Here is a 12,968-nt window from a genome sequence, read left to right on the forward strand (position 1 = left end):
ACTGACGGTGTTCAAGCGGTAGGTAAAATCCCTATCGATTTGCAGGATATACATGTTGACTTTCTCTCTCTAAGTGCACATAAATTCCATGGACCAAAAGGGATAGGCGCACTATATATCAAAGATTCGCAACCACTCACTCCTCTTTTACATGGCGGTGAACATATGGGCGGAAGACGATCTGGTACTTTAAATGTTCCATATATTGTGGCAATGGGCAAAGCAATAGAGCTTGCAACTACAGATATAGAAGAAAAAATAGCTTCAATCAGAGCAAAAAGAGATCGCTTAGAAGATGCAATCTTGGAGTTAAGTGATACATTTGTAGTTGGTGAACGTGAAAATAGAACGCCAAATACGATACTTATATCTATTAGAGGTGTTGAGGGTGAAGGTATGCTTTGGGATTTAAATAATAGTCAAATCGGAGCTTCTACAGGTTCGGCATGTGCTAGTGAAGATCTTCAGGCAAATACGGTAATGCTTGCAATCGGAGCAGACAACGAACTTGCTCACACAGGAATTCGACTAAGCCTTAGTCGCTTTACTACCGATGAGGAGATTGATTATACTATAGAGCACTTTAAAAAAGCGGTTTTTAGACTTCGTGCAATCTCAAGTTCATTTGCAAAGGTAGGTCCAACTCCGGGCGGCGAAGCAAAAGAGTGCGAGCTGCATTTCCATTAATAGCTAAGCAATTAATGCAAAACACCTTGCTAAAAGAGAATAAATTTTTGGCACGCCGATGTCAAGCTTCAGTGCCACAGCGGTTTATCCTCTTTGGTCGAGGGCTAGCAAAGCAAAATGGGCGAGTCTCTTTTGCAGACAAATTAGGGAAAAAGTTCCCATAGATTTAATAAAAGGAAAAAATTATGGCAAAAAATGATTTACTAGGCGCTTCTTTATGGGATGCCTACTCAAATAAAGTAACAACTTTAATGAATAATCCAAATCATCAAGGCGAAATTACGCAAGAAGAGGTAGATGCAAATGGTAACAAGCTGATAGTAGCAGATTTTGGTGCTGAGAGCTGCGGCGATGCTGTTCGTCTCTACTGGGAAGTTGACCCAAAGACAGATGTTATAGTTAACTCCAAATTTAAAAGTTTTGGATGCGGAACTGCAATAGCAAGCTCTGATATTATGACTGAACTTTGTATCGGTAAAACTGTTCAAGAGGCTGTTAAGATAACAAATATAGATGTTGAGTTTGCACTTCGTGACGACCCTGAAACTCCTGCAGTTCCACCTCAAAAGATGCACTGTTCTGTTATGGCTTACGATGTTATTAAAAAAGCAGCAGGACTCTATCTTGGTGTTGATAGTGAGAGTTTTGAAGAGGAGATTATTGTTTGTGAGTGTGCTCGTGTTAGCCTAAAGACGCTTCAAGAAGTTATTAGACTAAATGACCTCACTACAATTGAGCAGATTACAGACTATACAAAAGCAGGCGGGTTCTGTAAAAGCTGTATTAGACCCGGAGGACATGAAGAGAGGGAGTATTACTTGGTAGATATTTTAGAAGATACACGCCGTGAGATGGCAGAAGAGAAGATGAAGGCCGCTGCTGATGCAGGAGCAGCAGGAAGTTTTGAGACTATGACATTAGTTCAGCAGATTAAAGCTATTGATGCTGAAATTGATGAGAGTGTTCGTCAATTTTTAATTATGGATGGTGGAGACATGGAAGTAATTGATGTAAAGCCAAGTGATGAGTATATAGATGTTTACATCAGATATCTTGGAGCATGTAACGGATGTGCTAGCTCTGCAACAGGAACTCTCTATGCAATCGAGTCAACTCTAAAAGAGAAACTATCTAAAAAAATCAGAGTCTTACCAATTTAATTCCTACCTCTTGTAGGGATTAAAAAGAGGAGATGCCTCACCCATATATCTACTATCTAAAACAGCTATCTCGCACTCTAGCCAAATATCAAACTTCTCATAAACTCTTTTTTGAGCCTCTTTTATAAGATATATCGCTTCATCAAATGTTGCGTTTTTTACATTTACCAAAAAGTTTGCGTGCTCTTTGCTAAACTCCGCGCCCCCAACTCTGTAACCTTTAAGCCCAACTGCCTCTATGAGTCTACCGGCATAGTCGCCTTTTGGGTTTTTAAAACAGCTTCCTGCACTAGGAGTCGATGGCTGGTTTTGACGCAAAAGCTTAAATATTGAAAGTTTCTCATCGCTATAGCCATACTTTAGTGTAAATATTGCTTCTAAAATAGGAGTTTTTATATTAGTAAATCTGTAGCCATAATCAATATCTTTTTTTTCAATATCACCGCCACAGGTTTTTATAGAAATTAGGTTATTAAATATCTCATGCTCTTTTAATCCGGCATTCATATATACCAAACCGCCTAAAGTTCCCGGAAGATGTGAAAGAAATTCAAAGTTTGCAATATTGTGTTTTTTGCAAAATGAGGCAATCTTTCCAGATGGCGTAGCAGCGCCGATTTTAAGGGTGTTATTCTCGATCTTTATATAGTCATATCTCTTTGAGAGTTTTAATAGAGGTGGAGGTTCTGTTCCCATCAAGATATTGTTACATGAGCCAATCATGTAGTAATCTTTATAATTTTGGTCGCAATCTTCTAGCAAAAAAACATCTAACCTCTCGCCGATTTTAATCGAAGAAAAGCTAGAGAAATCAATACTCTTGCTCTTCATCACTCTACAAAATCTGGAATCATGTTAAAAATACCTAAAGAGAAGTCAGTCATTGCATTTAGCATCCAAGGCATTGTAAGGATTACAATGATAACAACACCGATAATTTTAGGAATAAAGCTAAGAGTCATCTCGTTTATCTGAGTGGTAGCTTGAAATATACTTACCGCTAAACCTATGAACATACCGGCTAAAAGACCGGGAAGAGCAAGCATTAAAGCTATTTTAAAGGTGTCTATTCCAAGAGAGATGAGCTTTGCTTCCACTATGAGTTTCTCATCTCTTTATACTCTGTGGGTATCGTAAACTCTTCAACCTTTACCAAGGAGTCGTAAAAACCGTGTTTGTAGCCAATTTCAAAAAGTTTGTTAATTGCTCTATATTGTATATTGCTGAGTGTTATAGAGTCATCATTTGCATAAAGTTCAAGATATTTATCTAAGGTAGGCGCGTCTATACGAACCAAATCTCTCTCTAGCAACATCTGCGAGAGTTTCTCTTTGTGCTCTCTTGCTACTTGAACTGCTTTTGTAAGAGTTTGTTCATACTCTATGGCTTTGTTTAGCGGAATGGAGCGACTAATAGCCATTCCTCCAAGAGGAAGAGGTAACTCTTTGCCGGCTAACTCCTGCCAAATATCCCACATCTCCCGCTCAACTTCAAGCTTCTCATCGTATGTTAAAATACTCTCATGAATGAGTACACCCGCATCAACTGTACCATCAAGAACAGCCTGCTCAATCTCTAAAAAGTTCATATATGTGACTTTTGCATCAGGGTAAGCAATGCGAAAAAGCATAGCATTTGTTGTATGTTTACCGCTAAGAGCAACCTTGAAGTTACGCTTTAGTTTAACACCTTTTTTTTTGATAAGCTTAGGTCCATAGCCCTCTCCAAAACTAACGGCAGTGCGCAACATGGCATAATCATCTCTTATATGTGGATAGAGGGCAAAGCTTATGGCAACAATCTCATATACGCCATTTAGTGCTTTTTCATTAAGAGTTTGAATATCCTCAGCAATATTGTCAAACTTAACACTACTCATATCTACCCAGCCAAATTTAATGGCATAATACATAAACACATCATCAGCGTCAGGAGAGTGTGCAATAACCGTTTTTTTCAAATTATCAGCCTATCTACTTAAATATATAAACTAGATTTTAACCAAATAAGGATAAAATCCCACTAATTTTATATAAAATTTTGCTTCTAAACACTCTAAAGAGCTTTTATTGAGGTGTAATATATAAAAGTATGACAATTTGCAATATTTTAAAATAAAAATTAAAAGTTGTCATACAATAAGTCTAAATTTAATATAAGAGAGCCAAAGATGGACGCAAATAAACAAAAATCATTAGACTTAGCGATGAAACAGATTGATAAGGCATTCGGTAAGGGTGCGCTTATGAGACTCGGGGATAAAGAGATAGTGCCGATTGAGTCGATTAGTACAGGCTCTCTTGGGCTTGACCTTGCACTCGGTATTGGCGGTGTTCCACAGGGAAGAGTTGTCGAGATATATGGACCTGAGAGTTCAGGTAAGACGACGTTAGCACTACAGATAACAGCAGAGTGCCAGAAAAAAGGCGGAGTTTGTGCATTTGTAGATGCAGAGCATGCACTTGATGTTGCCTATGCCAAAAATCTTGGTGTCGATGTAGATAATCTTCTTGTCTCTCAGCCTGATTACGGTGAGCAGGCTTTGGATATTGTTGAGACTATAGCTCGTAGCGGCGCAGTTGACCTTATAGTTATCGACTCGGTTGCAGCTCTTACTCCAAAGTCTGAGATTGAGGGCGAGATGTCGGATCAAAATGTCGGTGTTCAAGCGCGTCTTATGTCAAAAGCACTTCGTAAACTGACGGGAATTTTGCACAAGATGAACTGTACGGTAATTTTTATCAATCAGATTCGTATGAAAATCGGCATGATGGGGTATGGCTCGCCGGAGACAACAACCGGAGGAAATGCGCTTAAGTTTTATGCTTCTGTAAGGATAGATGTAAGACGTATTGCATCGTTAAAACAGGGTGAGAGCCAAATAGGAAACCGTGTAAAAGCAAAAGTCATAAAGAACAAAGTTGCACCTCCGTTTCGTCAGGCTGAGTTTGATATAATGTTTGGCGAAGGCATCTCAAAAGAGGGCGAGCTTGTTGATTACGGCGTTAAACTAGATATCATCGACAAAAGCGGCGCATGGTTCTCTTATGGAGAGACTAAACTAGGGCAGGGGCGTGAAAATGTTAAGGCTAAGTTTATAGAGGAGCCTGAACTAGCTCAAGAAATAGAAGAAAAGATAAAGACGGCCATGGGCATAGACTCTATCATGATTATGGATGCTCTAGATGTGGAAGAGTCAGATGTATAAATTGCTGATAAATAAAATTTAGTATAAAATTAAAATTTTTAGGATAAAAGAGGTGAATAGATAATGTTTATAGACAATATTAGTGCAATAGAGGTAATGGATTCACGTGGGAACCCTACAGTAAAAGCTACGGTAGAGCTAAGTGATGGAACAAAAGAGAGTGCTATAGTGCCTTCGGGTGCAAGTACCGGCAAGCGTGAAGCGCTGGAGCTTCGTGATGGCGGTAGCAGATACATGGGCAAAGGCGTATTAAACGCTGTTGAAAATGTAAATAATCAAATCGCAGATGCACTACTTGGTTTCTCACCGTTTAATCAGGCTGTAATAGATGCTACTATGAAAGAGCTTGATGGAACACAGAATTATGCAAACTTAGGCGCTAATGCTGTTCTTGGTGTATCAATGGCAGTTGCACGTGCCGCTGCAAAGAGCCTTGGCATTCCACTTTATCGTTATCTCGGCGGTGCTAATGCTATGGTGATACCAACCCCTATGCTTAATATTATCAATGGTGGAAGTCATGCAGATAACTCAGTAGATTTTCAAGAGTACATGATAATGCCGGTAGGCTTTGATGATTTTGCAACCTCGCTTCAGGCAAGCGCTGAGGTTTACCACAACTTAAAAGCTATTTTAAAAGCTAAAAAACACAACACTGCACTTGGAGACGAAGGCGGCTTCGCACCTGATTTGAGCTCAAACGAAGAGCCTATTCAAATCATCATGGAGGCTATCAAAAAAGCCGGATACAGAGCTGGAGAGCAGATGGCAATAGCACTAGATGTTGCAGCAAGTGAACTTGTAGCAGAGGGCGGATATAGATTAGATAGCGAGAACAGAACAGTTACATCTGCAGAACTTGTTGATTACTATGTTGATCTATGCTCAAAATATCCTATCGTATCTATTGAAGATGGTTTAAGTGAAGATGATTGGGATGGCTGGAAGCTACTAACTGAGAAGCTAGGAGAGAGAGTTCAGCTAGTCGGTGATGATCTCTTTGTTACTAATGCAAGTATCTTAAATGAAGGAATCAAAAAAGGGGTTGCAAACTCTATTTTGATTAAACCAAATCAAATCGGCTCAGTTAGTGAGACAATGCTTACCGTTCGTCTTGCACAAAGAAGCGGTTACAAGTGTGTCATGAGCCACCGTTCAGGTGAGAGTGAAGATGCTTTTATCGCAGATTTTGCCGTTGCGTTAAACTGCGGTGAGATAAAAACAGGCTCAACTGCGCGCGGGGAGAGAACTGCTAAATATAATCGTCTCTTAGAGATAGAAAATGAAGTAGTTTACGGTGAGTATTTGGGTTCTGAGCTTTTTAATTAAGAGCACTATATGACAAACGAAGAGCTTTATGAAGGAATTGACGATACTCAGAGTTTTACACAGAAGTATTTTGGTCTCTCTTTAGTAAAGTTTCTAATACTTCTTCTTTTAGTTTTGGCAACAGGAGTATATATCGGTGTTCTTCTTTATGGCACAAACTCTTTGGAAGTTTTTCTAGGGCTTCAAGATTATGAAGAGTATCTACAGAGTGAAGTTGATAGATTAAAAACGCAAAATGCAGAGCTTCAAAAAGAGTATTTTGAATTAAAAGAGATTTCTGCAAAATAGCGCTTAATCTTGATATAATACATATAAACAAAATTTAGGGGTAGTTTTGATTAAAGGTATGTTTATATTTTCTTTGTTCTTTATCCTTCTTGATGCTAGGGAAAACCCTTTCTTTCCCTCTGAGGGAGAGAAGGATATTTTGATAACATCAAATGAAAGTATGGATAAAGAGCCCTTAAAAAGAGCTACTATCACGCTACCGCCTCAAGCAAGAATACTTAAAAAAGTAACACTTGAGTTTAAAAACCTAGACGGTTCCATAGAGAGCAGAAGCATAGAGCTTGAGAACTCTGTTGACTGGCATCTTCCTGTATTTATCTCTCAAAGCTATACAGAGACAAAAGATGAAGTCAATCTTCAATCCCCAACAAACAGACAAATATATAAAAATATAGCATCTATTAAACACTTATCGCTATCTTCGTTTGGAAAAAATTTAAAACTAACAACAAAAGATAAGGCAATAAGAAATTTTCTACTAGTAAATCCTCATAGAGTTGTTGTTGATTTTAAAAAAGATACAGATATAAGAAGTTATGTTAAAAAAATACCAAATGCAATATTTAAAGAGATTAGAATTGGTAATCATAATGGCTACTACAGAGCTGTTATTGAGCTTGACGGACATTACAGATATGAGTTCAAAAAGATCTCAGAGGGTTATTTAATAGAGTTAAAATAAAATATTAAAAATAGTAATTCAAATATGCTCTAAAGCTGTTTTCACTTTTTTTTGCTTCTAATAGGTCTCTCTCTTTATAGTTGTATTTAAACTTTAGCTGAATATTTTGTGAGACTCTAAAGCTTTGCGATGCTTCAAATAAATTTTGTTCCCTGCCATTGTCATACCATCTTCTTGTTGCTTCTATATTTGTGCTCATGTTGGAGTACTTATCAAATACAAGACCGAAACTGCCTCCTATTGCAGGGCTAAACTCCCCATCAAGGTAGAAGAGTGGGTCTGCCATAATATATGTATACCCAAAGCTGTTTCCCCAGCTAAGCCCAAGACCGACAGTACCTATGAAGTTAGTAGAAGAATCAAGGGAGTTTCTATCCCATCCAAACTTTGTTCTCCAAGAGAGAGAGTCAAAAAATTCGCTTCTTTGTGCGAGTGAAACTATGGAGAGGATAGTCGCATCTTCAACCTCTAAATCACTTTTAGAGTAAGAGAGCTCCAGATTTATAAACTCTATCTGAGTTCCTCTTAGAAAGCCATAGTTGCTATCTTCTAGGTCATGATAAGCCGGTCGTATCCCCAAAAATCCGATTGACTCTCCATCTCTAGAACCTGCACCTATTGTAGCCCTGATTGCTCTATGGCTATCAATAGGATTTGGAGGAGTTTTAATATCGAGTTTTTCTCCAACTCCAAGTGCGGCTCTATGTTTTGAGAGCTTATGAAAGAGGTTAAGATACTCCTCTTTTTCTATCTTACTTTTGCTAAATCTATACTCTAGAAGCTCAATTGAGGCTTCAAGAATAAATCTTTTTTGCTGTTTATCTATAGTTGAACTATTTGTAATCTCCTCTACATCAAGCAAAGAGCCAACTAGTTGCTTAGGCTTATCTATATGCTCTTTATCTATAAGCTCTTCATATTTAAGAAGAGTAGTTCTTTTTGAGGGTCTAAAAAATTTATCTTTGATAATATTTTCTAAATTTGCAGCATGCGCAGTCTCAAGTGGGATGACTTGGTAGTTAAAATATTCTCTTAAATAAAGAGTGGGTCTTGCAACCTCTAAAAACCACAACATGTTGTATGAGCAGTTCTCTGTAAAAAAGTAGTAGTATGAGTGAGTCTCATTAAGCTCCCAGATGTGCTCCATCATTCTAAGCGTCTCCTCTTCGCTTAAATCCAAATCATACTCCCATATGTCTCTTTGTTCACTATCTCTATACTCCTTTAATTTATCATAGTATGGAAGTAGTGAGTACTTTCCGAAGTAGCCGCCAAAGAGTCCTTTAATTGCAAAGAGCATGGCATTTTCTTCATCAGGATTAGCATCAGCGGCATAATTTACGGCATAAGATAACAATTTTGAGTTATAGGCAGAGTTTATTCTTAAAAATGTGTGCCCAAACATTGAAGCGGGTGAGTTTATATGAGCCGATGGGAAAACTAAGGTTACGGACTTTGGGTTTAATCTCTTTAGTATGGTGTTATACTTCTTGCACTCAACTTTTGGAAAATCTATAATGCCAAGTTCATTTTTAAGCCAAGCTTTTCTTGCAGGGAATTTACATGCAGTTGAATTATCGTCAAATACCACTTCATTTATAAGAGCATCAATGGTAGCATTTAGTTCACTGCTAGCATTAGTTTTACCGTCATTAGATAAGAAAAAACTTCTATCATCAATCTCGCTTACACCGCTGTGCATATGAAGAAGCAGATTCCAGTATCTTGAGTCTGACAAGTTTAGCTCTTTTGCTTTTTGTTTGTATAAATCAGCAGAGGCAGTTAAGAGATTTACACAGACAATGAGCAGTAAAATTAATTTTTTAAAAATGGAAGATTCCTGAGTTTAATATTTAAAAATGGAGAAGAATCAAACGAAAATATTCGTTTGATTCTTACTTTTTATAGAGTTGTTGTAGAGATATTGTCAAGAACATCAGCCATTTTGACATCTTGGCTAGTGTAGATTTTGTTATAGTTTTCTTGTAGAGATGCAGAAAAAGTAGCTTTATCAGATATCTCTAAAAGCTCTGCAAGTGTGTCAATGCTCTCCCCGTGACCAATCGCTATCTCTTTTGCAAGTTGATCCATATTTGAAGCAACGAACTCCTCAGCGATTTCGTTCATAACGAATTGAGTTTTTTGACAACCTAAAGTTCCAGAAGTGATACCAAAAGTTTGGTTTCCTGAAGTACCGTTTGTTGTAGCCTGAAGAGCCAACATAACTGCCGTTGAATCATCTTTAATTATCATCGCACCCAAACCACAACCGGTTTGATTATTTACGTTTGCCATTACCGAGGAGCTTAATGCAACAACTGCTGCAAGACTAATTAGAATTTTTTTCATTGAACTTCCTTTAATTTAAAATCATAGCTATTGTAAGATTTATTAGCTTAACTAAAAATTAGTTTTTGTTAAGTTCCGTATCTTTCCAATATTTTGTTCCCTGAACGGTAGCTTGAAGCGCTAGGCCGTTTTGGGTCAGTTTATAGAGCCTTACACCCGGAGCAACAGTGATCGCTGCGTTAAGGGAACCTCCGCTATCTTCATACTTTGCAGCAGCGTCAGCTTGCGCGTTTGCTTCCCAGCCTGATCTTACAAAGGTATCATATGCTTTTTTATTTTCAAATAGAAATACTGCTCTAAAATCTTTTACACCGATACCAAGTCCTAATCCTCCCGAAGCCATATTCATATATGTATTTATCCCTGTTCTGTTGTTGTGAGCAAGTCCTTTTCCGCCTTCTGCCGATAAAAGAATAAGATTTACCCCAACATTGCTAAATGTTGCATATCCATAAGAGCGCAGCACCATCTTTCTCGCCTCCGGTGCATACTCATAGAGTAGTTGCATAGTTTGATTGCTAGATACTATACGGTTGACCCTCTCAAGCCTGTTTTCTTCCCTAATTTCACGCTTACTTTTGCCTGACCAAAAACCTGAGAAAAGAAGAACGATAAGAAGAAGAGAGAGAATTAATTTTAAATGTTTCATTGTGTCAACCTTGAGCGAGCGCCCTAATTTTTGTAAATAATAATAACATAATTTATTAAAATATCTAAACACTATTTTACAAGCATAAATAGACGCTTCTTTATCTATTTAGCGGGATATTCTTGTTTATTTTAAAAATAGCTATTTTTATTATCAATTAGCATATGGAGAGTATAATTTTATTTCAACAGTCCCAAGGAAAAATATGAACAAATTTTTAGCAGCTCTAACTATGGGTATCGCTTTATTGAATGCGGACTCTCTTAAAATAGACTCCCCGCTGAAGATGTTGGAGAGTTTTAGGTATGAGACACCGGCAGGTCGTCAGATAAAGATACCACAAAAAATAGAGCTGGTGATAGTCGCTTTTGAAAAAGATACAGGAGCCTTAGTCAATGAATACCTTGATACGCAGAGCCCGTTTTACCTTCAAAAGAGCAACTCAATCTTTATAGCCGACATAAATAAGATGCCTACCGTTATTGCAAATATGTTTGCTCTGCCAAAACTTCAAAAGTATAAACATCTTATATACTTACACTACGGAGAAAAATTACAAGCTGTAGTACCAAATAAAGAGCAAAAAGTTACTCTTTTATACATAGAAGACTCCAAAATTAAAGAGATATCTTTTATATCGACACATAAAGAGTTAAAAATGGCGATTGAAAAGCGGTATCGCTAAGCTTCTTCTATTCTGGATAATTCATTTGTAAGATATGCGTTCTTTGACGGTTTGATATTGGTTTGTCAGTTGTAGTGTTGAAGGCTCGATATTAAAATATATGTTAAAATTGTGCTAATTTATTAGTAGGAGTTTATGATGAAAAAGATGTTTATGATGCTACTTTTTACTCTTCCGCTATTGGCGTTAAATCTGGAGCTAAAGAGCGGTTATGTGGCTGCACATACGGAGATGTTTATGGACAAAACTATCGATCCGATAAATAACTATCTTAACGCTAAGGTAACTATAGACAACAATGATATTACTACTATAAAAGGAAAATTTTGGGTTGAGATGGCTCTTTTTAGTAGTGATAAAGCTCGTAGAGATGAGAGCATGTATGAAGAGATTCAGACAGATGAGTTTAAAGTTGCGACATACACTATAACTGATGTGAAAAAGGCTGAGGGTAAAGAGAATTATATTATTAATGGTGTACTCGATTTTCACGGCGAAAAAAGAGAGCTTAGCGCAAATGCAAAAATAACTACCGTAGACGGCAGCTTAACAATTGATGCTACTTCGATGATTTTAATGAGTGACTACGGTGTTAAAATGCCGTGTTTGATGTTTATGTGTGTGCGTGACCAAGTCGATTTGTTAGTTAAAGCAATATTTTAATATAATCTAATTATGAATAAATTACAAGAGTACTTAAGTCACCATGAATTAAGCGAGATTCACCCCTCAGATATAGCAAAAATACTTAAACAGCTTGATGAAAGCGAGTTTGCAGCATCTTTAAATCTTATACCAAAAGATTTGATTGGAGATGTCGCACTTGCACTTCCTGAGAGATACTTTGATGATGTTGTTGAGAATTTTAGTGTTCAAGAGTTAAGAGATGCAGTAACGGCGCTTGAAAGTGATGATCAAGTTGATTTTATGCATGAGCTAAAAGAGGTTGATGAGAGTGTAGCTTCTAAGGTTTTTGATACTCTTAGTGAGATTGATAAAGAGGAGATTACAAAGCTTCAATCATACACTCAAGAAGAGGCCGGTGCATATATGCAGCTTGAGGTCTTTACTGCAAATAAAGATGAGATAGTTCATGACGTAATAAAAAGATTTGCCGAACTTAGAAAAGCCAATAAGATAGAAAATGTTCAAAATCTATTTATAATTAATAATAATAAAGAACTTCTCTTTACAATCGGTTTGGATGATTTGCTTATTTTTGATTTTGATAAAACATTAGCAAAGAACATAGAGTTCAGCGAAGATAGCTTTGAGCCTAAAAAAGCACAAGATAGAGAAAATATTAAAGAGGTAGTCCGCTATTTTAGAGAGTATGACCTCTCTGTAATGCCTGTTATTAATACCTATGGGGTTTTGTTGGGGCGTATAACGTCAGACGATGTTTACGATATTATCAATGAACATGCAACTGAGCAGATGTACCATCTTGCCGGAGTCGATGATGAAGCTGAGGAGGATGAAGAGGTATTTAAAGCGGGTAAAAAAAGAGCCTCTTGGCTTGGAGTCAACCTCTTGACAGCTATTTTTGTCTCTATTACAATAGGTCTTTTCGCGGATACTTTAGAGAGTATGGTGGCATTGGCGATTCTAATGCCTATTGTTGCCTCTATGGGCGGAAATGTCGGAACTCAAAGTTTGACAGTTGTTGTAAGACAACTTGCTCTTGGTGGGATTTTACAAGGCGATGCTATGCGAACTATCAAAAAAGAGGTTTTAATCTCTTTGATGAACGGACTTATCTTCGCATTTATTATAGGAGTTGTAGCCGCCGTTTGGTTTAATATAAATATGCTCGGTGTTGTAATTGCGCTAAGTATGATGATTAATTTTTTAATGGCAGGTCTTTTTGGAGCAGCAATACCGCTCTTTTTAAAAAAGATAAATATAGATCCCGCCATAGGGAGCACGGT

15 protein-coding genes are annotated in these 12,968 nt (G+C 37.4%); 9 read left to right on the forward strand and 6 right to left on the reverse strand.

Going from position 1 to position 12,968, the window contains the following annotated elements; translation table 11 throughout:
* Positions 1-687: aminotransferase class V-fold PLP-dependent enzyme (locus tag M0Q20_RS09605; protein WP_295061184.1), on the forward strand; the 687-nt coding region annotated here is incomplete at its 5' end.
* Positions 688-872: 185 nt separating this feature from the next.
* On the forward strand, positions 873-1,847 hold the full coding sequence (locus M0Q20_RS09610) for an iron-sulfur cluster assembly scaffold protein (protein ID WP_295061187.1): 975 nt from the start codon (positions 873-875) through the stop codon (positions 1,845-1,847).
* A 3-nt stretch (positions 1,848-1,850) separates the two neighbouring features.
* Here the strand turns inward: M0Q20_RS09610 and M0Q20_RS09615 are convergent, their stop codons facing one another.
* From M0Q20_RS09615 to M0Q20_RS09625, 3 genes are read right to left on the reverse strand one after another with little or no spacing between them, the layout of a single operon-like run.
* Positions 1,851-2,678, reverse strand: a complete 828-nt coding sequence (locus M0Q20_RS09615; protein WP_295061190.1) for a UDP-N-acetylmuramate dehydrogenase — start codon at positions 2,676-2,678, stop codon at positions 1,851-1,853.
* Positions 2,678-2,944: a flagellar biosynthesis protein FliQ gene (gene fliQ, locus M0Q20_RS09620; RefSeq protein ID WP_295061193.1), complete on the reverse strand. Its 267-nt coding sequence runs from the start codon at positions 2,942-2,944 to the stop codon at positions 2,678-2,680. The genes M0Q20_RS09615 and fliQ overlap by 1 nt, the downstream gene beginning before the upstream one ends.
* On the reverse strand, positions 2,944-3,807 hold the full coding sequence (locus tag M0Q20_RS09625; RefSeq protein WP_295061196.1) for an MqnA/MqnD/SBP family protein: 864 nt from the start codon (positions 3,805-3,807) through the stop codon (positions 2,944-2,946). The genes fliQ and M0Q20_RS09625 overlap by 1 nt, the downstream gene beginning before the upstream one ends.
* Before the next feature lie 210 nt (positions 3,808-4,017).
* On the opposite strand from M0Q20_RS09625, the gene recA reads away from it, so the two are divergent.
* The 4 genes from recA to M0Q20_RS09645 all read left to right on the forward strand — a co-directional run bounded on the left by recA (position 4,018) and on the right by M0Q20_RS09645 (position 7,354).
* Entirely contained in the window at positions 4,018-5,055 is a 1,038-nt protein-coding gene (recA, locus tag M0Q20_RS09630) for a recombinase RecA (protein ID WP_295061199.1), read from the forward strand.
* A gap of 63 nt (positions 5,056-5,118) precedes the next feature.
* Positions 5,119-6,384 (forward strand): phosphopyruvate hydratase, encoded by a 1,266-nt coding sequence (eno, locus tag M0Q20_RS09635; protein ID WP_295061202.1) that lies wholly within the window; start codon positions 5,119-5,121, stop codon positions 6,382-6,384.
* Between the two features lie 9 nt (positions 6,385-6,393).
* Entirely contained in the window at positions 6,394-6,672 is a 279-nt protein-coding gene (locus M0Q20_RS09640) for a hypothetical protein (protein WP_295061205.1), read from the forward strand.
* Positions 6,673-6,718: 46 nt separating this feature from the next.
* Complete coding sequence (locus tag M0Q20_RS09645) at positions 6,719-7,354, forward strand: AMIN domain-containing protein (RefSeq protein WP_295061207.1); 636 nt, start codon at positions 6,719-6,721, stop codon at positions 7,352-7,354.
* Positions 7,355-7,358: 4 nt separating this feature from the next.
* On the opposite strand, the gene M0Q20_RS09650 is transcribed toward M0Q20_RS09645, so the two are convergent.
* The 3 genes from M0Q20_RS09650 to M0Q20_RS09660 all read right to left on the reverse strand — a co-directional run bounded on the left by M0Q20_RS09650 (position 7,359) and on the right by M0Q20_RS09660 (position 10,352).
* Complete coding sequence (locus tag M0Q20_RS09650; protein ID WP_295061210.1) at positions 7,359-9,092, reverse strand: DUF4105 domain-containing protein; 1,734 nt, start codon at positions 9,090-9,092, stop codon at positions 7,359-7,361.
* A gap of 164 nt (positions 9,093-9,256) precedes the next feature.
* Positions 9,257-9,703 (reverse strand): DUF3015 family protein, encoded by a 447-nt coding sequence (locus tag M0Q20_RS09655; RefSeq protein ID WP_295061213.1) that lies wholly within the window; start codon positions 9,701-9,703, stop codon positions 9,257-9,259.
* Between the two features lie 58 nt (positions 9,704-9,761).
* On the reverse strand, positions 9,762-10,352 hold the full coding sequence (locus tag M0Q20_RS09660; protein ID WP_295061216.1) for a hypothetical protein: 591 nt from the start codon (positions 10,350-10,352) through the stop codon (positions 9,762-9,764).
* A gap of 205 nt (positions 10,353-10,557) precedes the next feature.
* Here M0Q20_RS09660 and M0Q20_RS09665 point away from each other — a divergent pair, with 205 nt between their 5' ends.
* From M0Q20_RS09665 to mgtE, 3 genes are all read left to right on the forward strand, one after another.
* Positions 10,558-11,037 carry a hypothetical protein gene (locus tag M0Q20_RS09665; protein WP_295061219.1) on the forward strand — a complete coding sequence of 160 codons (480 nt, stop codon included), beginning with the start codon at positions 10,558-10,560 and terminating at the stop codon, positions 11,035-11,037.
* Positions 11,038-11,175: 138 nt separating this feature from the next.
* On the forward strand, positions 11,176-11,700 hold the full coding sequence (locus tag M0Q20_RS09670) for a YceI family protein (protein WP_295061222.1): 525 nt from the start codon (positions 11,176-11,178) through the stop codon (positions 11,698-11,700).
* Between the two features lie 12 nt (positions 11,701-11,712).
* The coding region (mgtE, locus tag M0Q20_RS09675; protein WP_295061225.1) for a magnesium transporter at positions 11,713-12,968 on the forward strand (1,256 nt) is incomplete at its 3' end.

The sequence above is a fragment of the Sulfurimonas sp. genome (assembly GCF_023229025.1).
In the GTDB taxonomy this organism is placed as follows: domain Bacteria; phylum Campylobacterota; class Campylobacteria; order Campylobacterales; family Sulfurimonadaceae; genus Sulfurimonas.